The sequence below is a fragment of the Aquificaceae bacterium genome, assembly GCA_037481935.1.
In the GTDB taxonomy this organism is placed as follows: Bacteria; Aquificota; Aquificia; order Aquificales; family Aquificaceae; genus Pampinifervens.
The window spans coordinates 18604-42083 of the sequence record JBBFKQ010000003.1; the positions used below are offsets into that span (position 1 = coordinate 18604).

Consider the following 23480-nt stretch of genomic DNA (forward strand, 5'->3'; position numbering starts at 1 on the left):
TTTTATTCATGCTCAGTCTCAGAGTGGCGGACATAATTGAAAGTGAAGAACCAGTGTGTCCTTCTGAATGCACGTTGAAAACTGCCTTTGAAAAAATGAGGGAGGGAGGAAAGGGCTATGTGCTTCTCATGAAAAAAGAAGTTCCCATAGGGATAATAACAGAAAGGGACCTTCTAAGGTTAATCACAGAGAGTGTATCCCTTGAAGAAAATGCTCTCAAATTCGCTTCAAAGAGCCTGATTTCGGTAAGAGAATACAGAGACATTTATTACGCCCTCAGTCTTATGGTAGAGAACGGCATAAGAAGGCTTGTGGTTGTAGACAGCGAAGGCAGGTTTATGGGAACTGTTACAATGGAGAAGGTGCTGAGCCATCTGGAGGAGGACTTTTTCAAAAGAAGAATGAAGGTCAGAGACCTTCTTCTGGATAAGGAGCTGGTATGGGTTGGAGAAAATACAAATCTCCTTGAGTGCCTCAAGCTTATGAAGGAAAAGAACATAGGAGCTCTACCCGTGCTGATAGGCGGTATGCCGGCAGGTGTAATAACCGAGAGGGACATTGTAAAGCTGTTTGACCGTATAGACCTTTCTGCCCCCGTAAGGTTATACATGAGTAAACCTGTGATAACTATAGACGAGGACGCTCCGGCAGAGCTTGCCCTCAAGATAATGGAGGAGAAAAACATAAGAAGGCTTGTGGTGGTGGATAGTAAGGGTTACGCCGTAGGAGTAATAAGCAACAGGGATATAGCGAGGAATGCCTACGAAGGATACTGGAAGTTTCTTGAGACAAAGCTCAGACACGCAAAGGATGTTTTAAATCTTCTTCCCGAGCCTACCTTTGAAGTTCTTGACATCTTTTCAAACCAGGTAATAGTCTGGATGAACGCAAAGGCTGTGGAACTTTTTGGTAATCTAATAGACCATGATATTACGGAAGTTGTCCCAGATAAGGATTGGTCTTATGTGTATTCAAGATTATTGAGAGAGAGAAAAGCCGAAAAATACAGGTTTGCATTGAAGGACAAGACCTATGAAATCTCTGCCAGCTATCTTTTTGTAGAGTCCCAGAAGATTAGAGGAAGGATAAAACTGATGCTCAGAGACATAACTCAGGAAACACTGTCCCACAAAACCATAGCAAGAGAGCTTGACAACTACAGGAGGATTATGAATTCTACAGAAGATATGATTATCGTATACGAAGCGGATAGCGGGACCATAAAGCTAGCAAACAGGGCAACTGTAAGAAAGCTTGGATACACGGAAGAGGAGCTTACACAGATGACCATATTCCAGATAGTGGATGCAGACCCAGAGTTTATAATCCAGAACATACAAAAAATTGTGAGAAGAGATGAAGTTGTAAGGGGCAGGAGGTATTATAAAGATATGTATGGAAACAGACTGCCTGTGGAAATAACCGCAACAAAGGTTCACATGAACAGCACACCTTACATACTCATAGTTGCAAGAGATATAACAGACAGGCTGAAACTTGAGGAGGAAATTGAGAGAAAGACAAGGGAACTTGAAAGCATTCATGATTTTATCCTTAACCTAAACAGATGTGGCTCAGAAGGCGAAGCCTACAATCTTCTTGCACACATGCTTGTAAAAATTTCAGGAGTGGACACGTTTGCTGTATATAGGATTAATCCCTCACTGAACAGGGTAGTTGACAGAATTATCTATGGAAACAGAGAATACACAGAGTGTCTTGAGGAAGGTCAGGACCCTTCCCTGTGTAAGGTCTTTCAGAGCACTCAGCCCTTCCTTGTAAGGGACAGAGAAGCGTATTCATGTCCTTCTTTCAAGTCCATTTATGGTTCTTATATGTGTATGTCTGTGGTATCTGGAGGAAGGACAATAGCTCTTTTAAGTATGATATCTCGGAAGGAAAACTTTTTTGATAAGGAAAAGGTAGAGTTTATAGAAAACCTCGTTAATACCTTTACACCCTTCCTATCAAACCTGAGACTAATAGAAATAAACAGGGAACTCTCCATAAGAGACCCTCTTACCAATCTCTATAACAGGAGGTTTGTAACAGAGTTTCTACAAAAAGAACTGGAAAAGGCAAAAAGAAACAGGAGTTCCTTAGCTATACTTCTAATAGACCTTGACCACTTTAAAAAAATAAATGACACATATGGGCATCAGACGGGAGACTTATGTCTCAAGACCTTTTCTGAGGTGCTGACGAGGAGTATAAGAAGTATGGACATAGCAGGCAGGTGGGGGGGTGAGGAGTTTATAGTTATCCTTCCCGACGCATCAAGGGCCGACGCAGTCGCAGTGGCAAACAGGATAAGAGAAGCCATAAAAAGAAGCGTGGTCTACGCCGAAGGATTAAAGCCTGTAAGCATCAGTGCCAGCTTTGGAGTGGCTACATTTCCCGACAATGGTGAAGATGTGGACGAGCTCATAAAGGTTGCGGACGGCAAGTTATACATGGCAAAGATGGAGGGCAGGGACAGAGTAATTCCATGAAAAAGGTAAAAAACCTCTTCGTATGCCAGGAGTGTGGATATTCAAGCTCAAGATGGCTCGGGAAGTGTCCTGGTTGCGGTGCCTGGAATTCAATGGTGGAAGAGGTGGAAGTAAAGGGCCTTGCCAGAGTTCTAGAAAAAAAGCATCATCCAAAACCCCTCTTCCGCTGGGAAGGGGAGGAAAGCTTCAGACTCAGCACTGGTTTCTCGGGTCTTGACCAGGCACTGGGTGGTGGACTGGTAAAGGGACAGGTCATACTTCTTGCGGGTGAGCCAGGGATAGGCAAGTCCACGCTACTTCTACAGGTATGTGAAGAGTTTTCAAGAATCTACGGACCGGTTCTCTACATCTCCGGTGAGGAATCACCCTCACAGATTGCAGTAAGGGCAAAAAGGCTCGGGGTTGGCTCAGAGAGCCTCCTTGTCTTTCCGGAGACGAACCTTGAGACTATTATTGAAACCCTTGGGGAAGAAAAGCCTTCTCTTCTTGTAGTAGATTCGGTGCAGACACTTTACAGCTCAAACCTTGAATCTTCTCCGGGCTCTGTGGCACAGGTCAGGGAGTGTGCCTTCAGGCTATCAGAAGCCTGTAAGCTCCTCAACATTCCCCTTTTCCTCGTGGGTCAGGTGAACAAAGAGGGCGTGCTTGCTGGTCCAAAGGTGCTGGAGCACATAGTGGATACGGTGCTCTACTTTGAAGGAGAGAGGTTTAACTTCTACAGGGTGGTGAAGGTGGTAAAGAATCGTTTCGGCGCTTCAGGCACTGTGGCCGTATTCAAGATGTCTGGGTCGGGGCTTGAGGAGGTGCCAGAGCCTTCAGCCTTTTTCCTTCAGGAAAGGGCTGGATCCTCGGGGAGCGTTATATTCCCGCATACGGAGGGTAGCAAGCCCGTGCTTCTGGAGGTTCAGGCTCTCACCATACAGGCGCTATATACCACTCCCCAGAGAAGAACCCAGGGATTTGACCCTAACAGGCTATCTCTCATACTTGCAGTGCTTGAAAAGGAAGCAAAGGTGTTTACAAGAGACAGGGATGTGTTCGTGAACATAGTGGGTGGTGTGAGGGTGGAAGAGCCAGCGGTAGACCTGGCGGTTGCCCTTGCAGTGGTAAGCTCAGTAAAGGAAAAACCTGTGGGTGATGTGCTCGTTTTTGGAGAGCTGGGTCTCTCTGGAGAGGTCAGGTCAATCCATTTTGCACAGGAAAGACTCAGGGAAGGGCTCAGATTCGGTTTTAAAAAGGCCATAATTCCAGCGGGCTGCAGTATAGAAGTGGAGGGTATGGAAGTGGCTGGTGTGAGGCATATAAAGGAGGCCCTTGAGTTTATAATTTAGACTGTGAAGGTGCTTCTTGTGGAGGATGACAGACTACTGGGGGAGTCTCTTAAAGAATACTTAGGGTCAGAAGGCTTTGTGGTGGACTGGATATACGACAGCAGGGAGTTTTTTGACCTTCTTCAGGTGTCTTCCTACGATGTTATAGTGCTTGACCTGATGATGCCCCATGTGAGCGGAGAGCAGCTTCTGAGAGGACTTAGAGAGAAGGGAGATAAAACCTCCGTGCTTATTCTGACAGCAAAGGGAAGGCTTGAGGACAAAGAAAGATGCTTTTCTCTGGGTGCGGATGATTATCTGACAAAACCCTTTGAACCCAGGGAGCTTCTACTCAGGCTCAGGGCTCTACACAGAAGGGTTGTAAGGGATGAAAGGCTGAAGCTGGGAGGGGTTGAAATAGACCTTCAAGCGGGCAGAGTATGGGTCGAGAGCAGAGAAATAAGACTTGGCAGAAAAGAGTGGCTTCTTCTTAAGCATCTGGTGGAAAACAGGGGAAGGTTTGTCTCCACAGAAGAGCTTCTCAACTATGTGTGGGGAGATGAGCCAGTTGGGGATGAGGTGGTCCGGGCTCACATAAAAAACCTCAGGAGGCTTCTGCCTGAGGGCTTTATAACCTCTCAGAAGGGAAGGGGATACAGGGTTGAAGGCTGAGAAGTTCTGGCTTTACTTTTCTCTTTCTCTGCTTCTTGTTGCCGGTTTAAGCCTGATAAATCTGGTGGTTTTTCTTGAACTCAAAAGGCTGGGTGAGGAGAGCCTTTACAGGATTGCCTACCAGCACTTTCTTAACTATCTTCAAAACCCACAGCACAGGGGCGACGAAGACTTTCTCATAAATCCGCCGGAAGGAAGCCAGCACAGAATTTACATCTTTGAGGACCCCACCAATCCCCTGAGGACCATAAGGGTTGGGGTCAGGGAGGAATTCCTCAAGGAGAGAACTGACAGCCTTGTAAAGAGGCTTCTTTTTTTGGAATTTTTCCTTGTTTTCACGCTAGTTTTTCTCTACCAGAGGGTGGTGGAGGGCTACCTTACAAGGCTCAGAGAAAAGGAAGAGTGGATTAAGGGGCTCTTGCTCTCTCTTGCACACAGGCTTGGAAATTTTCTGGCAACCCAGAGGGTTCTGCTCGCAATACTTAAAAAATCCCATCCAGAAGACCAGAACCTTAAAAGGTTAGAAAAGAGCCTGGAAAAGGTTCAGAGGGAGCTCAGCCTCTTTATAAACCCGGTGATGGAGGACAGAGTTGACAAAAGGCAACTCCTTAACTTAAAGGAGCTTGTAGAGGAAATCCTCAACTTTTTTGAAGAGGAAAAAGAAGGCAAAAGGCTAATCCTGAAAGTCAGAGACCTCTATGTGCGTATGAACAGAGAAGACCTTCAGGATGTGCTGTATAACCTTATAGGCAATGCCATAAAGCACTCAAGAGGGTTCGTGCACATAAAAACATGCAGCAGAAGGGACCTTCTTGTGGTAAGAAACGATATGAGCCCTGTTGAAAATCATGGTATGGGGCTTGGTGTTGAGCTCACACGCAGGATACTTGAAAAATACGGCTTTAGGCTGAAGATAAGCCTCAGGAAGCACTACACCGCCTTTATACAGTTCAAAAAGCGGGAGTAAATTCCACCCTGACTTGATTCCCAGAATCCATATCCTTGAGTGTGTAAAAGCCCCCAGACTTCTCTTCCTCACCAACTATCACAGCGTAGTTTGCTCCCAGCCTGTTGGCAAGTTCAAGCTGCTTTTTGAGGCCTCCCTTTCTGTAGGAGAACTCAACCCTTTTGCCTTCCCCCCTGAGAGCCTTCGCCACCTGAAGGGCATAATCAAGCACATTACCAAAGGGTATGACCAGATAGAGAGGGTCTTCTGAGGGGGAGTTTTTAACAAGCATGGAAAGCCTCTCCAGCCCAACAGCAAAGCCAATTGCCGGAGTGGGTGGACCACCAAACTCTTCCACAAGATAATCGTATCTGCCGCCCGCCACCACAGTAATACCGAGCTCCTCAGAAACAGCCTCAAAGACAGTCTTTGTGTAGTAATCAAGGCCTCTGACAAGGTTTGGATTCTCCCTGTAGGGAATGGAAAGGGAGTTGAGGTATTCTTTGAGGCTTGAGTAATGCTCTCTGCACTCATCACAGAGAAAGTCCACCATCTTGGGTGCATCTATCACCGCCTCTTTGCAGGTGGGCACCTTGCAGTCTAGAACCCTGAGGGGGTTCCTGTCCTTTCTGTCAAGGCATACCTCACAGAGATGGCCCTCTACACCATTGAGAAACTCCGTGAGTGCCTGCCTGTAGGCTGGTCTGCAGACCCTACAACCTATGGAGTTTATCTCTATCACAACCCTCACACCGAGCTCAGAGAGTATCTCATAAAGGAGCTGTATGAGCTCGGCATCCACCACAGGCTCCAGACTTCCAAAAACTTCAGCACCGAGCTGATGAAACTGCCTGTATCTCCCTGCCTGTGGACGCTCGTAGCGGAACATGGGCCCCTCGTAGAAGAGTTTTACGTAGGGTTTTAGTGCATATAGCTTGTTCTGGACAAAGGCTCTGACCGCACCAGCTGTGCCCTCTGGCCTGAGGGCAAGCCATCTTCCTTTCCTGTCCTGAAAGACAAACATCTCCTTCTGCACTATGTCCGTAACCTCACCTATGCTCCTCTGGAAAACTTCAAGGTATTCCACAACTGGAAGCACTATTTCCTCAAAGTTATACAGCCTCAACTTTTCTCTTATGAAGTCAGAAAGGTATCTGAACTTTTTAAGCTCCTCTCCATAAAGGTCATGGAAGCCTCTTACACCCTGAAACTCAGGCATAGAGATTAATTATAGTCCTCCAGGGTTGACACTCTACAGTTTTGGCTTAGAATATAAGTAAAGATTTACTATGAAAGAGCTTGTGCTTTTCCTTCACATAGTCCTTGCATCCCTGTGGGTGGGTGGGATGCTCTTCCTGGTTCTTGTTCTAGCTCCCTTTGTGAGAAAACTTCCCATAAGAGACCAGGCCTTTCAGGAGGTGGGCAGACGTTTCAGCCTGTATGGAACACTGGGTTCACTTTCCCTTCTTTTTCTTACAGGGCTCTTGAACATACATTACATACTGGGCTTTTCAGGCCTCCTTGACCTTTCAAACCCTTACACCAGGACTCTTATGCACAAGCTGATAGTCTTTTTTTTCATAGTTGTAGTCTCACTAGTTCATGACCTTTACTTTGGACCAAAGTCTGCAGGCTCCGCCTTTCATAGAGGTCTGGCGAGACTTCTTGGCTTTATAAACCTGCTCCTCAGTTTTTTGGTAGTCTACCTTGCAGTAAAACTCAGGTTTGGAGGTTAAAGATGGCAAAACTTTTGAAAGCAGAGGGTGTTTTTTCGGATTTCATGCCAGCAAAAAAGGCCCTTCATGTGGAGGAAGACTTAAGGTGCATTGCCTTTTATCTCAAGGCTGGTCAGAAGATAAACCTTCATACATCACCGCACAGAGTTATCACCCTCGTGCTTCAGGGTGAAGGAGACTTTTTTGTGGGGTCGGAAGAAAAGAGGGAAAGACTTGGAAAGGGAGAAGCTCTCCTCTACGAACCCAATGAGCCTCATGGTTTTCAGGCCGTGGAGGATATGGTGGTTGTGGCTATTGTGGTGTGATATATTTATACATGATGTATCGCATATTTGTCTGGGGTGTAAACTTCAAAACTGCCCCCGTGGAGCAGAGGGAGCTCCTCGCCTGTAGCAGGGAAGATGCCTATTATCTTTTGCCACCCCTCAAAACCATAAGGGGTATAAGGGAGATAATACTTCTCTCCACCTGTAACAGGGTAGAGGTTTACACTGTTGCTGAAGACTACGAGCCTATGAACAGGCTCGTGCTTGAACTTCTCCAGCTCAAAGGTGTGGACACAAGGCTGCGGAAAAATTCCTTCTTCCTTGAAGATGGTCTGGCGGTTGCGCATGTCTTTAAGGTTGCAAGCGGGCTTGAGTCCATGGTGGTTGGGGAAACTCAGATAGTCAGCCAGTTCAAAGAGGCATACAGAGTAGCCAGAGAGCTCCACTGCACTGGGAAGGTCCTGAACAGGCTATATGAAAAGGCTCTCAGAACTGCCAAGCGGGTCCGGACAGAGACGGGAATAAGCAGAAATGCAGTATCGGTAAGCTATGTGGCTGTGGAGCTAGCCAAGAGAATATTCGGAAGCCTTGCACGCACAAAGGTTCTCCTCGTTGGCGCCGGGGAAATGGCTGAGCTCTCTGCCAAGTATCTGAGGAAGCTGCAGGCGCATCTGTTTATAAGCAACAGAACCTACGAGAGGGCAGTAGAGCTGGCTAAGGAGCTTCAGGGGCATGTGTTGAGGTTTGAAGAGCTGTCCGAACACCTTCATGACTTTGACATAGTCATAGTCTCAACGGGCAGCAAAAAATTCGTCATAGACCATCAGATGGTAAAAAAGGCAATAAGAAGAAGGAACTACAAGCCAATCTTCTTCATAGACATATCCGTTCCTAGAAATGTGGACCCTGAAGTAAACGAGATTGATGAGGTATTTCTCTACAACATAGATGATCTGCAGGAGGTGGCGGAGAAAAATCTGAGGGAGAGGTTGAAGGAAAAGGAGAAAGGGGAGATAATCGTGTGGGATGAGGTGAGTAAGTTTATGAAGTGGCTGGAGTTTCTCAGGGTTGAGAAAGAGATAGTAAACATAAAAGAAGCATGGAAAGATGTGGAGGAAAGAGAGCCCAGGGTAAGAAGGCTGGTTCACCTTGCAGTGGAGGAGATAAGAAAGGACCCGTCCCTTGCAGAGAAGTTGGTTAAAATATTCTTGCAGGAGGTGGAATATGCAGACTCAGAGCGAAGGCTATCCCATGTCCATAACAGAGCTTATGGAGCTTGAGAGCGAATACTCCATAAAGGCATACGTGCTAATAAAGGCTGACCCGAGGGAGATTCCTTCCATAATGCTGGCTCTCTCAACCTTTGAAGGTGTAAAAACCGCAGATGTGGTAACAGGTCCCTACGATATCATAGTTTTTGCAGAACTCAAGAATCAGGATGAACTTGGCAGGCTTGTAATAAACAAGATACACTCTCTGGAAGGGGTGAAGGAAGCTCTTACCTGCGTGGTAGTGAGGATATGAACGATTTTCCCCTGGTAGTGGAGGAGGCGGAAAGAATTTTGGTCATATACTCTGAAGAACCGGCGGTTCATAAGGAGGAAGACGACGGGGTTGAAATCTTCTACTCCGGAAAGGGAGATGTGGTAAAGATAATAATAAAAAAAGATGAGAAGCACTACATCATATACTTCTGAATGTATAGTAATAGAAGGGGGTAAACCCCTGAAAGGGAAGGTGAGCATATCCGGCTCAAAGAACGCCTCCCTGCCCATACTTATGGCAAGCATACTTACAAGAGAACCCTGCACTTTGGAAAATGTGCCTGACCTTCTTGATACAAAAACAACCTTTGAGCTCCTAAGGCATCTGGGAGCCCTTGTGGAGTTTGAAGGGGAAAGGGTGGTGGTGGACCCAGAACCCATAAAAACCCACGAGGCACCCGATGAAGTGGTGAGGAGGATGAGAGCCTCTGTCCTCGTAATGGGTCCCCTGCTTGCAAGGTTCGGAAGGGCTCTTGTATCCATGCCAGGAGGGTGTTCCATAGGTGTAAGGTCCATAGACCAGCATTTAAAAGTATTTGAAAGGGCAGGGGCAAGCATAGAAGTAAAACATGGCTACATAGATATGAAGGTAAAGAAGATAAAGCCTGTAGAATACACCTTTGAGGTCATAACGGTGACTGGCACGGAGAATGCCCTCATGTTCCTGAGTGGCTGTGAAAAGAGGAGCGTTCTGAGAAACATAGCCCTGGAGCCAGAGGTTATGGACCTTGTGGAAGTGCTGAGAAAAATGGGGGTGGAGATACATATAGAGGACAGGACTGCCCTGATAAGGGGGAGCGAACATCTGAGAGGTTTTAGTCACAGGGTTATCCCCGACAGGATTGAGGCAGGAACTTTTATGGTGGCCGGTTTTCTGACAGGTGGAGATGTTCTGCTTGAGGACGTAAGAGTGGAACACCTGGGTAGCCTGATAGAGAAACTAAGGGAGGCGGGTGCCGAGCTTGAACTGCTGAGTCTTAATAGCCTCAGGGTCAGGGGTGGTAAGGCTATTCAGCCTCTCAGCATATCCACCGCAGAGTACCCTGGCTTTCCCACAGACATGCAGGCCCAGTTTATGGTGCTCTGCTGCCTTGCAGATGGTGTATCGGAGATAAGGGAGAACATATTTGAAAACCGTTTCCAGCACGTGGCAGAGCTTCAGAGGATGGGCGCAGATATTCATGTGAGGGACAGAACCGCCATAGTCAGAGGTGTGAAGAAGCTTTACGGTGCTGAGGTTTACTCTACAGACCTCAGGGCTTCTGCCAGCCTTGTGCTTGCAGGGCTAGTGGCTGAGGGAACAACCCTCGTGAGGGACATATACCACCTTGATAGAGGTTATGAGAAGCTTGAAAAAAAACTAAAAGCCCTGGGGGCCCTCATAGAGAGGGGACCCCATCACAAAGATTAAGCTATCTCAATCTTCTTTTCCTTTGCACCCTCAGCCTTGGGTATCCTTATCTCAAGAACGCCGTCCTTGAACTCAGCTTTGGCGGACTCCACCTTCACATCGGCTGGCAGTGGTAGAACCCTCTCAAATTTTCCGTAGACCCTTTCAACCCTGTGGTAGGTTTCCGTCTTTTCTTCCTTTTCTTCCCTCTTCTCACCTCTTATGTGCAGGGCGTTGTCCCTTATGGACACTTCCACGTTCTCCTTCTTCACTCCAGGTAGTTCAGCCTTTACCACAAGCTCCTGGTCTGTCTCATACACATCCACTACGGGTGCAAAGACCCTTTCGCCCTCTTCCCTGGGCATGAGCTCCTCAAGGAGCCTGTCAAACTCCCTTCTTATGCGTTCAATCTCTGCAAAAGGGCTCCAGAGCATAAGTCCTCTTCTCATGGCAACCACCTCCTTTAAGGTTTTTCTGTAAATTTATTTTAGTCCTTTATTGTAAAATGTCAAGGGCTTCATTCCCTCCATCTTCTATAAAGACCATGTTCAATCCTGAGAGCGTCCAGCACCTTTCCCACCACAAAGTCCACAAGCTCCTGAAGGCTCTGCGGTCTGTGATAAAAGCCGGGGCTTGCGGGCATAATCAGAGCACCAGCCTTTGCGACTTGGAGCATATTTTTCAGATGAATGAGAGAATAGGGGGCCTCTCGCACAAGGAGCACTAAGGGGACCCTTTCCTTGAGGGCAACTTCGCAAACCCTGTGGACAAGGTTCTGATTGGTGCCAGAGGCTATATGGGCAAGGGTGCTCATGGAACAGGGTGCCACCACAACCCCTCTGTAGTGGACGAGCCTTGAGCCGCTGGCTACCGGGCTTGCAATGTCTCTGTCTGGAATAAGCCTCACATGGGGAAATTCCTCAAGTATCTTACCTTTAGTTAAGTCAAGCTCTTGCTTGAGAACAACCCAGCCAGAAGAGGAGACAATAAGGTCTATCTCAAAGTTCATTGAGGTAAACACCTGAAGAAGTCTGTATCCATATATGGCACCGCTGGCGCCCGTTATACAGAGAACAAGTTTTTCGGGCATGTGGAAAATTGTATAGCCTTTGCGTGTAAAATAGTCCTGATGCAGAGCCTTCTTATTGCCAACAGGGGTGAGATAGCGGTCCGGGTGATAAGGACCTGCAGGGAAATGGGCATAAGGACCGTGGCGGTGTATTCTGAAGCAGATGCCAACAGCATGCATGCGAAGCTTGCAGACAGAAGCATATGCATAGGACCGGCAGAGCCTTCTAAGAGCTACCTTGATATACCCAGAATAATATCCGCCCTTGAGGTGTCTGGTGCAGAGGCGGTCCATCCAGGTTATGGCTTTCTCTCCGAGAACCCGAAGTTTGCGGAGATAGTGAGAGCCAGCGGTAAGGTTTTTGTGGGACCCTCTGCAGAGACCCTTGAGCTTATAGGGGACAAGGTCAGGGCAAAGGAGGTGGCAAAAAGGGTTGGGCTCCCCCTTGTCCCTGGCAGTGATGGTCCGGTGGACTTTCAGAAGGCTCTTGAGGTTGCCAGCAGGGTGGGATATCCAGTGGTGATAAAGGCGGCAGCCGGTGGAGGGGGTAGGGGGATAAGGGTTGTCAGCAATGATAGAGAACTGAGAGAGAAGCTACCTCTTGCCATGCAGGAGGCGGAGGTGGCCTTCGGCGATGGAAGGGTTTACATTGAAAAATACCTTATAAACCCAAAACATATAGAAATACAGGTTCTCGTTGACAGATACGGCAACGTGCTCACCCTTGGGGAGAGGGAGTGTTCGGTTCAGAGAAGACATCAGAAGCTAATAGAGGAGGCTCCAAGCTACCATCTTACAGAGGAAAAGAGGAAAGAGATGGAGGCTCTTGTGGCAGACTTCTGCAGGGAGATAGGCTACGAAGGGGCGGGCACGGTAGAGTTTCTTATGGACCAGGAGGGCAACTTTTACTTCATGGAGATGAACGGTCGTATTCAGGTGGAACACCCAGTTACCGAGATGGTCTACGGAATAGACCTTGTGGAGTGGCAACTCAGGATAGCGAGAGGTGAGAGGCTAAACATAAAAAAGCCTGAAAGAAAAGGCTATGCCATAGAATGTCGGATAAACGCCGAAGACCCAAACACCTTTCTTCCTTCACCGGGCAAGGTGGAAGAGCTCTATCTTCCAGGAGGCTTTGGGGTTAGAGTTGATACTCACATATACTGTGGCTATTCTGTCCCGCCCTTCTATGATTCCCTTCTAGGCAAGCTCGTATGCTGGGGACAGACAAGGGAAGAAGCCACAAACAGGGCGCTGAGAGCCCTTGAAGAGTTCAGGATAAGTGGCACAGGACTTAAGACCAACATAGACTTTCACAAGAGGGTGCTTTCCAGCAGAGAGTTCCAGCAGGGGAGGCACCACATAAGGTTTGTAGAAGAGCTCATGATATGAGAGAAAGGCTAAAAAAGTTCCTGAGCAGGCTCTACCATCAGAAAAGGGTTCCCGCCTCCATCCTCTTCTACGGCAAAGAAGGTGTGGGCAAGAGGGATATTGCCTTTGAGTTTGCCACTTCGCTCCTCTGCCTTAAGGAGAGCTATCCACCCTGTGGAAACTGTCAGTCCTGTGTCCACATGCAGGATTTCAGACATAGAAAGGAAGAGGAGCTAATCTTTTATGGGGAGGATAGAAAAGGCAAGAGGGTCTATCTCTACCTTCAGGGAGACCATCCAGACTTTGTATACCTTAAACCTGAGAAGGCGGAGATAAAGATTGACCAGATAAGGGGAGTTAAAGATTTTGTATACCTGAAACCCGCCCTCTCTAAGAGAAAAGTTGTATTCGTAGAGCCCGCAGAGAGCATGAACCCACAGGCACAGAACGCTCTACTGAAGGTCCTTGAGGAGCCGCCAGAGGATACCCACTTTCTTCTTGTTACCAGCAGGCTTCAGAAGCTACTACCTACCGTAAGGTCAAGGAGCTTTCTTTTGGAGGTTCCACCACTGAGCGAGGAGGAACTAAGGGAAATCACGGGAATACAGGACCCTCTGATACTCGAACTTTCCGAGGGAAGTCTTACCATGGCTCTTAAGCTCAAAGAAGATAAGGAGCTGCTCACCACTGCAGAAACCATACTGGAAGGAGACCTGCTCTCCCTATACAAAAAGGCTCTTGAGGTGGAAAAGTGGGATTACGACAGACAGTCAATGCTTTTGAAGTTGCTCCTGAACATGCTTCACATGAAGTATAAACAGACCAGAGATGAGGCTTTTGAGCAGGCTCTTGACAAAGCCTCTGCAGGGTTAGAATATTTAAGCAAGGGTATAAGGCTCAGCCTTTTACTCTTTCAGCTCAGAGGAGGTGTAAAGAATGTCTTACATAAAGGCAAAATTTCAGGACACCAACAAGGTGCTTCAGGTTGAAGGCGTATGGGAGAGCGACGTTTCCAGAGGTGAACTTCTTGTAGTGCAATCGGAGAAGGGGGAAGAGGTGGTAAAGGTGCTTGGCACATCAAGAGAGCCTTCATCCTTGAAAGCCATATTCCTCAGGAAGGCTAAAGAGGAAGACATAAGAAGAATGGAAGAAAACGAGGAAAAGGCAAGGGAAGCCATGGAGGTATGCAGGAAGAAGATAGCCGAACATGGGCTTGACATGAAGCTCATAAAAACCTACATACCACTGGATAAGGGCAGGATATTCTTCTACTACACTTCCGAGCACAGGGTAGATTTCAGGAATCTGGTGAGGGACCTTGCAAAGGTCTTCAAAAAGAGGATAGAGATGAGACAGGTGGGCGTAAGGGATGCAGTGCAGATTCTTGGATGGGTGGGCACCTGCGGGGAGGTTCCATGCTGTGTCAGGTTTCAGGAGGAGTTTCAGTCCGTATCCCTGCGGGATATTGAGGAGCAGAACCTCCCTCTCTCACCTCAGAAGTTTACGGGTCCCTGTGGAAGGCTAATATGCTGTCTGGTCTTTGAGAGGGAAAACTATCTTGTAAAGTCCCTCCTGCCGGAGGCTGGAAGCGAAGTATGTTTTGAGGGCAAGGTTTACAGGGTATTGCAGGTGGACCCGCTCAGGTGGAAGATTAGCCTCCTTTCCGAGGAGTCAAAAAGGGAAGTGGACCTGAAAGATATTCTGCCAGAGGGTTATGAAAGGGCACTGAACCATTGCAGAAGCTGTGGGGGTTGCTGTAGAAGGGCTGTGACGGAAAATGAGGCTTTTGCAGGAATTGAACAGTAGTCTCAACAGGCTCTATCTATTTGAACTGCATGATGGCAGAAGAGTGGAGGCGGTTTACTACAGAGGAGATACCCTCTGCATATCCACACAGGCAGGGTGTGCCATAGGCTGTCCCTTCTGCCTTTCTGGCATAGATGGACTTTTCAGAAGCCTCTCACTGGAGGAGATAACAGGTCAGTATGAGCTGCTGAAAGACAGGCTTCACATAAGGCGGGTAGCGGTTGCAGGAATTGGTGAGCCTCTTATGAACTGGGAGAAGGTAAAGGAAGCCTTCTGGCATTTTAAAGATGAAGGGCTCAGGGTGAGTTTTTACACTACGGGCTATCCGGTAAGTAAGCTCAGAGAGCTGCTGAAACTACCCCACAATGGAGTCAGCATATCCATACATTCTGTAAGAGAAGAAAAGAGAGAAAAGTTGCTCCCCCATGCTGGCAGTTTGAGGAACCTTGTGCAGGCTCTCAGAGAAGAGCTGTCCACAATGCCCTCAAGGAAGAGAAAAAGGATAAGCCTTGCCTACCTTCTGATTAAGGGGGTGAACGACTCTGGAGATGAGCTCATGGGTTTTGCACAGCTGGTGAAAGAGCTTGGTGTGAGCGCAACCCTTTTGCGATACAACCAGACGGTGAAAGACTTCAGTGATGTGGAGGACTGGGAATACGAGAAGGCCTTTTTAATTCTCAGGTCCTACGGTATAAGGGTGACGCTTTCTACAAGGTTCAGAAAGGATTCTCTTGGAGGATGCGGGACGCTCCTTACAAACAGAAGGCTTACAATGTGTTGATAAGGTCCTTTATAACCTCCTCATGAAATTCCTCACTTGACTCACTACCCTCTGCTGCACAGTATAGAGGCATTACCTGAACCCTTGCCACACCCTGCCTTAGCATACCTAACTTCTCAGCGGCGGACTTTGAGAGGTCTATTATCCTGCTCTTTCTGGATGGCCCTCTGTCTGTGACTACCACCACCACATCCTCCCCGGTGCTGAGATTTCTTACCAGCAGATAGGTTCCAAGAGGATAATCCCTTGATGCGGCGGTAAACTTGTGCTTGTTAAAAGCCTCTCCAGAGCTTGTTTTTCTGCCATGAAACTTTCCGCCATACCAGCTGGCATATCCTTCCTGAATTCTACAATCCATGGAAAAGGCCACAGAAAAAAGCAGAAGAAGAAAAACAGCCATTTTCATGAGGACACCTCCTGAGGATTGTAGTCTTCCTAATGATACCACATATCATTTCATATTTTCAACCCCCTCTTTCTGATGTAAAATTCTATGGATGATAGCCCTAAAAATATACGTGAATGGTATTGTGCAGGGCGTTGGCTACAGAGCCTTTACGAGAAGGCTTGCCCAGAGCTATGGGCTGTCTGGGTGGGTCAAGAATCTGCCAGATGGAAGGGTTGAAGTTTTTGTTCAGGGAGAAAAGGATGTGGTTTGGGAATTTTTGAAGGAACTTTGGGAGGGTCCGCCTGCGGGAAAGGTTGACCGCATGGAGGTCCTCAAGGAGGTGCCAAGCCATGAAGAAAGGGATTTTACTGTTAGGTATTAGCCTGAGCCTTTCCTTTGCCCTTGAGTGTAAGAATTACAGGGTAAAGGAGGGAGACACTCTTGAAAAGATAGCCAGAAGAGAAGGTGTGGACATAAACAGTCTCAAGTCTGCCAACAGAGGTCTTGATGAAAGGAGACTGAAGGCCGGTCAGAACCTATGCATACCTGTAAAAACTACAAAGAAAAAGCCCTCAGAGAAGTATGCAATCTATGAAGTAAAAAGAGGGGATAGCCTTCAGAAGATAGCGGACAGCTTTGGTGTTGATGTAAGGACGCTGAAGGAGTTCAACAACTTAAAGGATGACAGGCTTGTGGAAGGTCAGAAGATAAGGATACCCGCAAAGGGAAGCTCTGTGGAAAAAAGGGGAGGGGCAGAAGAGACGGATTACGAAACCTACACGGTCAAAAAGGGGGCAAGGCTTGAACACGTGGCAAAGGCAACCGGCATTCCCCTCAAGGAGCTGGAGAGGTTAAACCCGGAATTAAAAGATGCATGGCTGAAGCCCGGAACGCAGGTAAAGCTGCCAAAGGGCAGTAAACAGACAGTGGCAAAGGAAGAAAAGTATGAACTTTACACAGTCAAGAGGGGTGCGAAGCTTGAACATGTGGCAAAGGCAACCGGGACTTCTGTTAAAGAAATTGAGAGGCTCAATCCAGAACTCAAAGGTAGATGGCTTCCTGCGGGAACAAGGGTGAAAATACCTCTCAGAGAAACAGAAGAGGTAAAGTCTAAGAGGACAAGGGAGGAAGCCTATGAGATATACAGGGTCAGAAGGAGCGGAAGGCTCAGAGATGTTGCCAGAGCCACCGGTGTGCCTTTGAAAGAGCTCGAAAGGCTCAACCCAGAGCTAAAGGGCAAGCTCCTGCAGGCTGGGACAAAAGTGAAAATACCCAGAAGGGAAATGGCGGAAAAACCAGCACAGGAAAGCGGACAGCCACCCAACAGAAGAGAAGAGAGGTCTGTAGTGGGAGAATTAGAGAAGGACACATCAACTGCACCAGCACCCAGAGGTCTCAACATACAGCTCCCCGTGGACGGCAAGGTGTCAAGGGTGCCAAAGGGCATAGAAATCTCAGCTCCATGCTCTTCGCCTGTAAAAGCTGTTGAGGATGGCAGGGTTATATACAGCGGGGGTGACCTGCAGGCTTACGGAAACATGGTAATAGTGGAACATGACAACTTTATATCCCTCTATGCCTACAATGAGTCAAACCTCGTGAAAAGAGGAGAAAGGGTCAGCAAGGGGCAGGTCATAGCCAGGGTTGGCAAGAAGAATAACTCTGAGGAATGTCTCCTGCGCTTTGAGCTCAGGAACAAGGAGGGAGTCCCCCTTGACCCCACGGAGTATATCAGAGACCTTCAGTGAAAAGCCTGTCTCCTATATCTCCCACTCCGGGCACTATGTATCCCTTTGGGCTCAGCCCCTCATCCACGCTCAGCAGAAAGAAGTCAACATCGGGATGTGCAGACATGGTCCTCTCAAGCCCCTGAGGCGATGCAACTAAGTTGAGAGTTACCATTTTTTCCGGTTTCAGGGATTTAGCTTCGCTCAGGGCAAGACTGAGAGTTCCGCCCGTTGCCAGCATGGGGTCAAGAAGTATAACGAATCTGCCTTCAAGGGGTGGTAGCCTTCTGTAATACAACTCCGGGGTGAGTGTGTCCTCATTTCTCTTTATAGCAAGAAAACCCGCCTTTGCACCCGGCAATGCCCTCAGGGCACCATTGAGCATGGGAAGCCCCGCTCTGAGTATACATATAAAAACAATCCTGTCTTCCTCAACAAACTCAAAACTTCTTCCTACACCCATGGGTGTCTCAACGCTTTCCATCCTCAGGGGAAATCCCTCAAGAACAAAGGGAATACTCATAAGGGTTATCTCCTCAAGGAGACTTCTTAGCTTCTCCGGTGGAGTATGCCTTTTTCTCACAAGGTTCAGCTTGTGCCTTATCAATGAGTGGTCAATTATCTTCAAGGCCATAGTGAAAATCTCCAAGACGCACAAGGGTTCCCTGCTGACCTTTCAAAACCCTCTTGAGAGTTCTTACCTCGTATATCTGGCTGTCATTCTTTATGACCCCGCCCTTTTCCAGCACATCCCAGAGGCTTTTCAGCATGTTGTCTATGTCTCTCCTCCTGTGATTGGGAAGTATGAGCTCTACATACACAGAAAGCCTGCCCTCAAGTGGCTCACCCCTGTATTGCTCCCTTATCTCCCACAGTGCTCTCACCTCCCAGTTCTTTACCCTTGGAGGTTTGAACACTTTTCCACCCTTTCTTCTTATATACCTGTTGCTCTTTGGCACTGGAAGCATAGAAAGCCTTAACTCTATCATCTTCTCATAAGAAGTATGCATAGAAGGAGAGTAATTAAAAGGCTCAGCAGGTTAATACCCATGGATATGCCGTGCCATTTCATGAAGGCACTGTAATCTACAGGCTTTAGGGCATGAGCGGTGGGAAGCACATAAAAAAGGTGAAGGGCATGAAGCATAAGGTTCACAAAAGCAAGCCCAGCTACGAGCTTACCGAGCCTGAAACCAAGAAAGAGGGTCGCAAGAGAAACCACAAGACCTATACCAAAATAGACGGGGAATACCCTTTCTACAACCGCACCTGCCTGCTCCTTCTGAAGGACTCTGAAAAGAGTGGGGGCCACAAAAAAGCTGAAGAAAGAACCAAGCCCAAGGTAAGAGGAATTTAAAAACAGCAGAAACTTATACATCCCTCACTACCGGAAGGTTGTAGACCTTCAGGGTCTGTATGAGCCTCCTTTCGTTTTCCGGCTTCATTGGACACAGGGGGAGTCTGAATTCCTTCTCACACATGCCGAGAGCCCAGCAGGCGGTCTTTACGGGAATGGGATTGGTTTCTATAAAGAGCACCTTAAAAAGCTCAAACAGCTCGTAGTGCATCTCTCTTGCTCTCTGGAAGTCTCCCCTGAGGGCGTAGTCCACAAGGGCCTTTACCTCTCTGGGAATTATGTTGTTGGCAACGGATATAACACCCCTCGCACCCAGAGCCATCATGGGTAAGGTGAGGGAATCATCACCGGATAGGATGGTAAAGTTTTCACCAAGAAGTCTTCTGAGCTCGGAAATCCTGTCCATATTAGGAGTGGACTCTTTGGAGCCTATTATGTTTGGACAGTCCTTGACAAGCCTGTAAATGGTCTCCGGAGCTATTTCCACACCAGTTCTTGAGGGTATGTTATACAGTATTATGGGAATGTCCACCTCCTCCGCCACCGTCTTGAAGTGCTGATATAGCCCCTCCTGTGTAGGTTTGTTGTAGTAGGGGACCACAAGCAGACAGGCGTCAGCCCCCACTCTCTTTGCATGGGATGTGAGCTCTATAGCCTCATGGGTGGCGTTTGCCCCTGTGCCGGCTATTACTTTAATCCTTCCCCTTGCATACCTTACCGCATGCTCTACCACTCTTTCATGTTCCTCAAAGGTGAGGGTAGGAGACTCTCCAGTTGTGCCACAGACCAATATGGCGTCAGTATGGTTGTTTGCGTGAAAGTCTATTAGACTCTCAAGAGCTCTGAAATCCACCTCCCCATCCTTGAAGGGGGTTATGAGGGCGACTATTGAACCCTGAAACATGAAGATAATTATAACATATGGTTAGGGATGGCGGAGCCGACGGGACTTGAACCCGCGCCCTCCGGCTTGACAGGCCGGCGTTCTGACCGGGCTGAACTACGGCTCCTTTAGAGGAGAATATTATATCACCTTTTGAGCAAAAGGGAAGAGATTTTTTCTATCTCCTCTGCAAGGCTAAAGTCTCTGTCTGTTATACCTCCCGCCTCGTGGGTGGTCAGCTTAACCCTTATTTTCTTAAAACCGGCCTCTACGTCTGGGTGATGCCAGTGTGCTTCCGCAAGACTTGCAATGGCATTAAAGAGAAAGACCGTTTCCTTCCAGTTTTTTGTGCTGTATTCTCTGACAATAAAGCCTTCTTCAAAGGCCCAGCCGGGCAATCCCTTTAGTTTACTCTCTATCTCCTGGGCTGAGTAAACCTTCAGTTCTCCCTTGCCTGACATGCGGGGCAGACTCCGTATATGTGCAGTGAATACTTGTGAACCCTATAGCCTTCCATATAGGCTGGTGGGTCCCAGTCTATGCAGAACTCCACGTCCCTTATGGCTCCACACTGGGTGCATATGAGATGGTGGTGGTCGCTTATGTTGGCATCATACCGCACAGAGCCACCCCAGTAGGCAACCTTCTTGACAAAGCCCAGCTCCTCAAGGGTTTCCACCGTTCTGTATACAGTGGCAAGGGACACAAAGGGATACTTCTTCTTTATCTCGTTGTATATTTCCTCAACGGTGGGGTGGTCTTCCCTGCTCAGTAAAACCTCGTAGACTGCCACTCTCTGAGGCGTTATCTTTAGCCCCATATTCTTACAAGCCTCTATAAATTCCTGAAGCCTTTCTTCCTTAAGCATGGGTATATAATATAAACCATATGCTAATAATTTTCAATATCATACTCTTTCTTATCACATATGCAACTAATGCACAGGTTCATCAGTGCAGGCTTCTGGTGGCGGACACACCAGAAAAACACGAAAGGGGGCTTATGCATCTGAGGTCCTTTGTGGGATACGACGGTATGGTATTCTTATACAGAGACAGGGCCATAAGGCACTTCTGGAACAGGAACACACACCTTGAGCTTGACCTATACTGGATTGACAGGGGCAGGCTTGTGGGAAGGTCATACCTCCCTCCAGAGGAAAAGGCAGGAACGGTAGTGGTCTCCTCACCCCAGCCCGTGGATACGGTGGTGGAGCTGATAAGAGGTAGAAAGTGCATGTATAGAGATATTCTCCTTTCACCTTAGCTTGAGGCTGGCAATGGCAAGTATACCGAGCAGGATAGATATTATCCACATCCTGACCACTATCTTTGGCTCTGGAACTCCAGAGAGCTCAAGGTGGTGATGAAAAGGTGCCATCTTGAAGAGCCTTTTGCCCTTTGTTAGCTTGAAGTAGACAACCTGAAGTATAACCGACATGGTCTCAAAGACAAATACCCCTCCAGCTATTGGAAGGAGAAGCTCTGACTTGGAAACAAGGGCCATTACACCCAGACCTGCACCGAGGGCAAGAGCCCCCACATCCCCCATAAAGAGCTGTGCGGGAAAGGCATTAAACCACAGAAAACCAAGCCCCGCACCTACTATGGCAAAGCAGAGAACTGTAAGGTCCCCTGCATAGGGAACATATGGAATATTCAGATAGCCAGCTATGCCCGCATGACCTACCGCATAGGCTATTATTCCAAGACTTGCGGCGGTTGTCATTACAGGTCCTATGGCAAGCCCGTCAAGTCCATCTGTTAAGTTTACCGCGTTGGAAGTGGCAACTATAACAAGCATGGCAAAGGGAATGTAGAAAAGCCCGAGCTCTATCTCAAGATTCTTAAAGAGAGGAAAGTAGAGCTTTGTGTTTACGCCACTGTAGAGATATATAAGGACGGATGTGAAACCGGCAACAAGGAGCTGTGCAGAAAACTTTTTCTTTGCAGATATACCTTTCTTGTTCCTGAGCTTGACAAAGTCATCCCAGAAGCCTATTAGGGCAAAGCCAAGTATGCAGAGGGTTATAACCCAGAAGTATATGAGGTCAAGCCTCATCAAAAGAAAGGAGCTCAGAAAAACTGAGAGGACTATTATGAGACCTCCCATGGTGGGGACGTATCTCTTTACAAGGTGACCCTCTGGGGTGTATTCCCTTATGTATCCCTTGAAAAGCCTCTGAATAGCCTTCATCTTTTTCATGAAAATGGGCGTTAAAATCAGGGTCAGAGAAAAGGCGATGAGCACCGCAAGAAAAGAACGAAAGGTTATGTATTTGAACACATTGAAAGCGAAAAAATAATCCCTCAGGTATAGTGCCATATGGTAAAGCATTTCAGCACCTGTTCCTGCTTAATAGTCTATCAAGGATTATGGCAACTGCGTTCCTGACGGAAAGATGGTTCCACTCACCCGCACCGTAAACAGGTTCAAGGATGTAGTCAAAGGTGTTCATAAGGGAAGGAGGTATGCCGTAGCCGGTGCCAAAGACTATGAGAAAGTCCCGCTCTCTTCTGTGTATTTCCTCCGACAGCCAGTGGTAAGAGACCGTGTTTGGATAGGTTCTGGCGTCCGTTCCCACTATAAGGGGTCTTCTGCCTCTACTTTCCTGTATATCTTCAAGAACCTCATCAAAGGTATAACACAGTCTCACAAGCTTTACTATTTCGTTTCTCGTGGGGTTTGTCCTAAAACCCTCCTCTGAGAGCCAGTATTCTATCTGTTTCTTTATTATGTATCTCTGACCATCAACGGGCTGAACTATGTAGTAGGTGTTTATCTCATAGGCTCTTGCGGGGCGGGCTATGTCATGAAGGTCCATGGTAGTGAAGGAGGTTATTATGGTCCTTCCATCTCTGTCCATGGCAGGATAATGGAGCAAGGCTATGAAGACGTTATGATTTATCATAAATTCCTTATTATAGCATGTGGCTTCTTTACCGTCGGGGTGGTCTCGGGGATACGCTTCTCACCTTCCCCCTTCTTGAGCTCCTAAGAGAGTCTGGCAAGACTGTCTGGGCTGTGGGCAACACGGATTACTTTTTACTTGCAAAGGAGGTGGGATGGGCTCAGGTGGTAAGTTCAGAGATTCCCGAAAGAGAGTTTGAGGGAAGAATCATCATAAGTATGGATGGAAATCTAAAGCCCTTTCCGGAAAGAAGGGTGTGGATTGTGGAGCATTACCTGAAAAGCCTCTCTCTGAAGGGAAACTTCTCAAAAGTTCTGCCCATAGAGCCCGCAGAAAATGGCCTCCTTGAAGGCTATGCAGTTCTTCATCCCTCCAGCGGTTCATGGAAGAAAAATCCACCTCTTGAGCTTTTTCTGCGTATAGAGCAATTTCTTAAAAGAGAGGGCTTCAGAACCCTATACCTGATAGGTGAAGCAGACCAGTGGCTAAAAGACCACATAAAAAATTACTTTGAGAGTTTTTCACCTCTTGAGATAGCAAGGGCACTGAAGAGGGCACGGCTTTTCGTCGGTCTTGACAGCGGGCTTTCCCATCTTGCCAGCTACTGCGGACTTCCAACTTATATCTTCTACGGTCCCACGGACCCCCTCGTGTGGAGACCAATAGGGGAAAGGGTTTTTCAGATAAGCCTCGGGCTTTCCTGCAGTCCATGCTTTCCAGATGTTTGCGAGGAAAGGAAATGCCTTCATACAGATTTGCTCTTCAACAGGTTTCTCATGCTATACAACATGCAGAGTTGATACCTCTAAAAAAGAGCTTTGTGATTTTCTT

The 23480-nt window shown here is 47.6% G+C and carries 30 protein-coding genes and 1 tRNA gene; 18 read left to right on the plus strand and 13 right to left on the minus strand.

What is annotated here, in order from left to right; all coding sequences use genetic code 11:
• Positions 1-8 precede the first annotated feature (8 nt).
• From WHS43_03190 to WHS43_03205, 4 genes are read left to right on the plus strand one after another with little or no spacing between them, the layout of a single operon-like run.
• Entirely contained in the window at positions 9-2492 is a 2484-nt protein-coding gene (locus WHS43_03190; protein ID MEJ5338643.1) for a diguanylate cyclase, read from the plus strand.
• Positions 2489-3823 carry a DNA repair protein RadA gene (gene radA, locus WHS43_03195; protein ID MEJ5338644.1) on the plus strand — a complete coding sequence of 445 codons (1335 nt, stop codon included), beginning with the start codon at positions 2489-2491 and terminating at the stop codon, positions 3821-3823. The genes WHS43_03190 and radA overlap by 4 nt, the downstream gene beginning before the upstream one ends.
• Positions 3824-3826: 3 nt before the next feature.
• Entirely contained in the window at positions 3827-4474 is a 648-nt protein-coding gene (locus tag WHS43_03200) for a response regulator transcription factor (GenBank protein MEJ5338645.1), read from the plus strand.
• Positions 4464-5441, plus strand: coding sequence for a hypothetical protein (locus tag WHS43_03205; protein ID MEJ5338646.1), 978 nt, complete (start codon positions 4464-4466; stop codon positions 5439-5441). Before WHS43_03200 ends, WHS43_03205 begins: the two co-directional genes overlap by 11 nt.
• Here the strand turns inward: WHS43_03205 and hisS are convergent.
• Positions 5425-6639, minus strand: a complete 1215-nt coding sequence (hisS, locus tag WHS43_03210; protein MEJ5338647.1) for a histidine--tRNA ligase — start codon at positions 6637-6639, stop codon at positions 5425-5427. The genes WHS43_03205 and hisS overlap by 17 nt on opposite strands.
• Positions 6640-6709: 70 nt before the next feature.
• Between hisS and WHS43_03215 the strand changes: the two genes are divergently transcribed.
• Genes WHS43_03215 through murA form a run of 6 tightly spaced genes read left to right on the plus strand, consistent with a single transcriptional unit; the run spans position 6710 to position 10377 of the window.
• Positions 6710-7156, plus strand: coding sequence for a DUF4149 domain-containing protein (locus WHS43_03215; protein ID MEJ5338648.1), 447 nt, complete (start codon positions 6710-6712; stop codon positions 7154-7156).
• A 2-nt stretch (positions 7157-7158) separates the two neighbouring features.
• On the plus strand, positions 7159-7461 hold the full coding sequence (locus tag WHS43_03220; GenBank protein ID MEJ5338649.1) for a cupin domain-containing protein: 303 nt from the start codon (positions 7159-7161) through the stop codon (positions 7459-7461).
• Positions 7462-7472: 11 nt separating this feature from the next.
• Positions 7473-8702 (plus strand): glutamyl-tRNA reductase, encoded by a 1230-nt coding sequence (gene hemA, locus WHS43_03225; GenBank protein ID MEJ5338650.1) that lies wholly within the window; start codon positions 7473-7475, stop codon positions 8700-8702.
• Complete coding sequence (locus tag WHS43_03230) at positions 8647-8946, plus strand: Lrp/AsnC ligand binding domain-containing protein (GenBank protein MEJ5338651.1); 300 nt, start codon at positions 8647-8649, stop codon at positions 8944-8946. The genes hemA and WHS43_03230 overlap by 56 nt, the downstream gene beginning before the upstream one ends.
• On the plus strand, positions 8943-9119 hold the full coding sequence (locus WHS43_03235) for a hypothetical protein (protein ID MEJ5338652.1): 177 nt from the start codon (positions 8943-8945) through the stop codon (positions 9117-9119). Before WHS43_03230 ends, WHS43_03235 begins: the two co-directional genes overlap by 4 nt.
• A complete protein-coding gene (gene murA, locus WHS43_03240) occupies positions 9091-10377 on the plus strand; it encodes a UDP-N-acetylglucosamine 1-carboxyvinyltransferase (protein ID MEJ5338653.1) in 1287 nt (428 codons plus the stop codon). Before WHS43_03235 ends, murA begins: the two co-directional genes overlap by 29 nt.
• On the opposite strand, the gene WHS43_03245 is transcribed toward murA, so the two are convergent.
• Both WHS43_03245 and WHS43_03250 read right to left on the minus strand, forming a co-directional pair.
• Entirely contained in the window at positions 10374-10805 is a 432-nt protein-coding gene (locus WHS43_03245) for an Hsp20/alpha crystallin family protein (protein MEJ5338654.1), read from the minus strand. The two genes, murA and WHS43_03245, sit on opposite strands and share 4 nt — an antisense overlap.
• Positions 10806-10873: 68 nt before the next feature.
• On the minus strand, positions 10874-11446 hold the full coding sequence (locus WHS43_03250) for a UbiX family flavin prenyltransferase (protein ID MEJ5338655.1): 573 nt from the start codon (positions 11444-11446) through the stop codon (positions 10874-10876).
• A 36-nt stretch (positions 11447-11482) separates the two neighbouring features.
• On the opposite strand from WHS43_03250, the gene accC reads away from it, so the two are divergent.
• The 4 genes from accC to WHS43_03270 are packed head-to-tail and all read left to right on the plus strand — an operon-like array spanning position 11483 to position 15383.
• Complete coding sequence (gene accC / locus WHS43_03255; GenBank protein ID MEJ5338656.1) at positions 11483-12817, plus strand: acetyl-CoA carboxylase biotin carboxylase subunit; 1335 nt, start codon at positions 11483-11485, stop codon at positions 12815-12817.
• Positions 12814-13785, plus strand: a complete 972-nt coding sequence (locus tag WHS43_03260; protein MEJ5338657.1) for a DNA polymerase III subunit — start codon at positions 12814-12816, stop codon at positions 13783-13785. Before accC ends, WHS43_03260 begins: the two co-directional genes overlap by 4 nt.
• Positions 13733-14602, plus strand: coding sequence for a regulatory iron-sulfur-containing complex subunit RicT (ricT, locus tag WHS43_03265; GenBank protein ID MEJ5338658.1), 870 nt, complete (start codon positions 13733-13735; stop codon positions 14600-14602). The genes WHS43_03260 and ricT overlap by 53 nt, the downstream gene beginning before the upstream one ends.
• A complete protein-coding gene (locus WHS43_03270; protein MEJ5338659.1) occupies positions 14574-15383 on the plus strand; it encodes a radical SAM protein in 810 nt (269 codons plus the stop codon). The genes ricT and WHS43_03270 overlap by 29 nt, the downstream gene beginning before the upstream one ends.
• Here the strand turns inward: WHS43_03270 and WHS43_03275 are convergent.
• Entirely contained in the window at positions 15370-15783 is a 414-nt protein-coding gene (locus WHS43_03275; GenBank protein ID MEJ5338660.1) for a septal ring lytic transglycosylase RlpA family protein, read from the minus strand. The two genes, WHS43_03270 and WHS43_03275, sit on opposite strands and share 14 nt — an antisense overlap.
• Positions 15784-15880: 97 nt before the next feature.
• Between WHS43_03275 and WHS43_03280 the strand changes: the two genes are divergently transcribed.
• Both WHS43_03280 and WHS43_03285 read left to right on the plus strand, forming a co-directional pair.
• Positions 15881-16153 (plus strand): acylphosphatase, encoded by a 273-nt coding sequence (locus WHS43_03280; protein ID MEJ5338661.1) that lies wholly within the window; start codon positions 15881-15883, stop codon positions 16151-16153.
• The gene (locus WHS43_03285; protein ID MEJ5338662.1) at positions 16122-17519 is read left to right on the plus strand and encodes a LysM peptidoglycan-binding domain-containing protein; all 1398 of its coding nucleotides are present in this window, start codon (positions 16122-16124) and stop codon (positions 17517-17519) included. The genes WHS43_03280 and WHS43_03285 overlap by 32 nt, the downstream gene beginning before the upstream one ends.
• On the opposite strand, the gene upp is transcribed toward WHS43_03285, so the two are convergent.
• The 7 genes from upp to WHS43_03320 all read right to left on the minus strand — a co-directional run bounded on the left by upp (position 17503) and on the right by WHS43_03320 (position 20606).
• Positions 17503-18132, minus strand: a complete 630-nt coding sequence (upp, locus tag WHS43_03290) for a uracil phosphoribosyltransferase (GenBank protein MEJ5338663.1) — start codon at positions 18130-18132, stop codon at positions 17503-17505. The two genes, WHS43_03285 and upp, sit on opposite strands and share 17 nt — an antisense overlap.
• Entirely contained in the window at positions 18113-18487 is a 375-nt protein-coding gene (locus WHS43_03295; protein MEJ5338664.1) for a RusA family crossover junction endodeoxyribonuclease, read from the minus strand. The genes upp and WHS43_03295 overlap by 20 nt, the downstream gene beginning before the upstream one ends.
• Positions 18484-18876, minus strand: coding sequence for a DUF4149 domain-containing protein (locus WHS43_03300; protein MEJ5338665.1), 393 nt, complete (start codon positions 18874-18876; stop codon positions 18484-18486). The genes WHS43_03295 and WHS43_03300 overlap by 4 nt, the downstream gene beginning before the upstream one ends.
• Positions 18869-19759: a 4-hydroxy-tetrahydrodipicolinate synthase gene (gene dapA, locus WHS43_03305; protein ID MEJ5338666.1), complete on the minus strand. Its 891-nt coding sequence runs from the start codon at positions 19757-19759 to the stop codon at positions 18869-18871. Before dapA ends, WHS43_03300 begins: the two co-directional genes overlap by 8 nt.
• Before the next feature lie 28 nt (positions 19760-19787).
• A tRNA-Asp gene (locus WHS43_03310) sits at positions 19788-19865 on the minus strand.
• Between the two features lie 19 nt (positions 19866-19884).
• Positions 19885-20199, minus strand: a complete 315-nt coding sequence (locus WHS43_03315; GenBank protein ID MEJ5338667.1) for a 4a-hydroxytetrahydrobiopterin dehydratase — start codon at positions 20197-20199, stop codon at positions 19885-19887.
• Positions 20178-20606, minus strand: a complete 429-nt coding sequence (locus tag WHS43_03320) for a Fur family transcriptional regulator (protein ID MEJ5338668.1) — start codon at positions 20604-20606, stop codon at positions 20178-20180. Before WHS43_03320 ends, WHS43_03315 begins: the two co-directional genes overlap by 22 nt.
• Before the next feature lie 20 nt (positions 20607-20626).
• On the opposite strand from WHS43_03320, the gene WHS43_03325 reads away from it, so the two are divergent.
• A complete protein-coding gene (locus WHS43_03325) occupies positions 20627-21004 on the plus strand; it encodes a DUF192 domain-containing protein (protein MEJ5338669.1) in 378 nt (125 codons plus the stop codon).
• On the opposite strand, the gene mraY is transcribed toward WHS43_03325, so the two are convergent.
• Entirely contained in the window at positions 20996-22075 is a 1080-nt protein-coding gene (mraY, locus tag WHS43_03330) for a phospho-N-acetylmuramoyl-pentapeptide-transferase (GenBank protein MEJ5338670.1), read from the minus strand. The genes WHS43_03325 and mraY overlap by 9 nt on opposite strands.
• A 1-nt stretch (position 22076) precedes the next feature.
• Positions 22077-22649 (minus strand): RNA methyltransferase, encoded by a 573-nt coding sequence (locus WHS43_03335; GenBank protein ID MEJ5338671.1) that lies wholly within the window; start codon positions 22647-22649, stop codon positions 22077-22079.
• 17 nt (positions 22650-22666) lie between these two features.
• Here WHS43_03335 and WHS43_03340 point away from each other — a divergent pair, with 17 nt between their 5' ends.
• On the plus strand, positions 22667-23449 hold the full coding sequence (locus WHS43_03340; protein ID MEJ5338672.1) for a glycosyltransferase family 9 protein: 783 nt from the start codon (positions 22667-22669) through the stop codon (positions 23447-23449).
• Positions 23450-23480: the final 31 nt, after the last annotated feature.

Bases quoted from the DNA above. Each gene is read 5' to 3' on its own strand.
- WHS43_03300 (MEJ5338665.1), bottom strand. From the start codon at position 18,876: ATGTATAAGTTTCTGCTGTTTTTAAATTCCTCTTACCTTGGGCTTGGT.
- WHS43_03260 (MEJ5338657.1), top strand. From the start codon at position 12,814: ATGAGAGAAAGGCTAAAAAAGTTCCTGAGCAGGCTCTACCATCAGAAA.
- WHS43_03280 (MEJ5338661.1), top strand. From the start codon at position 15,881: ATGATAGCCCTAAAAATATACGTGAATGGTATTGTGCAGGGCGTTGGC.
- WHS43_03315 (MEJ5338667.1), bottom strand. From the start codon at position 20,199: ATGTCAGGCAAGGGAGAACTGAAGGTTTACTCAGCCCAGGAGATAGAG.
- WHS43_03320 (MEJ5338668.1), bottom strand. From the start codon at position 20,606: ATGCTTAAGGAAGAAAGGCTTCAGGAATTTATAGAGGCTTGTAAGAAT.
- hisS (MEJ5338647.1), bottom strand. From the start codon at position 6,639: ATGCCTGAGTTTCAGGGTGTAAGAGGCTTCCATGACCTTTATGGAGAG.
- WHS43_03235 (MEJ5338652.1), top strand. From the start codon at position 8,943: ATGAACGATTTTCCCCTGGTAGTGGAGGAGGCGGAAAGAATTTTGGTC.
- mraY (MEJ5338670.1), bottom strand. From the start codon at position 22,075: ATGCTTTACCATATGGCACTATACCTGAGGGATTATTTTTTCGCTTTC.
- WHS43_03295 (MEJ5338664.1), bottom strand. From the start codon at position 18,487: ATGATAGAGTTAAGGCTTTCTATGCTTCCAGTGCCAAAGAGCAACAGG.
- radA (MEJ5338644.1), top strand. From the start codon at position 2,489: ATGAAAAAGGTAAAAAACCTCTTCGTATGCCAGGAGTGTGGATATTCA.
- WHS43_03270 (MEJ5338659.1), top strand. From the start codon at position 14,574: ATGAGGCTTTTGCAGGAATTGAACAGTAGTCTCAACAGGCTCTATCTA.
- WHS43_03190 (MEJ5338643.1), top strand. From the start codon at position 9: ATGCTCAGTCTCAGAGTGGCGGACATAATTGAAAGTGAAGAACCAGTG.
- WHS43_03340 (MEJ5338672.1), top strand. From the start codon at position 22,667: ATGTGGCTTCTTTACCGTCGGGGTGGTCTCGGGGATACGCTTCTCACC.
- murA (MEJ5338653.1), top strand. From the start codon at position 9,091: ATGAGAAGCACTACATCATATACTTCTGAATGTATAGTAATAGAAGGG.
- WHS43_03230 (MEJ5338651.1), top strand. From the start codon at position 8,647: ATGCAGACTCAGAGCGAAGGCTATCCCATGTCCATAACAGAGCTTATG.
- WHS43_03245 (MEJ5338654.1), bottom strand. From the start codon at position 10,805: ATGAGAAGAGGACTTATGCTCTGGAGCCCTTTTGCAGAGATTGAACGC.
- WHS43_03325 (MEJ5338669.1), top strand. From the start codon at position 20,627: ATGCTAATAATTTTCAATATCATACTCTTTCTTATCACATATGCAACT.
- ricT (MEJ5338658.1), top strand. From the start codon at position 13,733: ATGTCTTACATAAAGGCAAAATTTCAGGACACCAACAAGGTGCTTCAG.
- dapA (MEJ5338666.1), bottom strand. From the start codon at position 19,759: ATGTTTCAGGGTTCAATAGTCGCCCTCATAACCCCCTTCAAGGATGGG.
- WHS43_03215 (MEJ5338648.1), top strand. From the start codon at position 6,710: ATGAAAGAGCTTGTGCTTTTCCTTCACATAGTCCTTGCATCCCTGTGG.
- WHS43_03275 (MEJ5338660.1), bottom strand. From the start codon at position 15,783: ATGGCTGTTTTTCTTCTTCTGCTTTTTTCTGTGGCCTTTTCCATGGAT.
- upp (MEJ5338663.1), bottom strand. From the start codon at position 18,132: ATGGCCTTGAAGATAATTGACCACTCATTGATAAGGCACAAGCTGAAC.
- WHS43_03335 (MEJ5338671.1), bottom strand. From the start codon at position 22,649: ATGATAAATCATAACGTCTTCATAGCCTTGCTCCATTATCCTGCCATG.
- WHS43_03285 (MEJ5338662.1), top strand. From the start codon at position 16,122: ATGAAGAAAGGGATTTTACTGTTAGGTATTAGCCTGAGCCTTTCCTTT.
- WHS43_03250 (MEJ5338655.1), bottom strand. From the start codon at position 11,446: ATGCCCGAAAAACTTGTTCTCTGTATAACGGGCGCCAGCGGTGCCATA.
- WHS43_03220 (MEJ5338649.1), top strand. From the start codon at position 7,159: ATGGCAAAACTTTTGAAAGCAGAGGGTGTTTTTTCGGATTTCATGCCA.
- hemA (MEJ5338650.1), top strand. From the start codon at position 7,473: ATGATGTATCGCATATTTGTCTGGGGTGTAAACTTCAAAACTGCCCCC.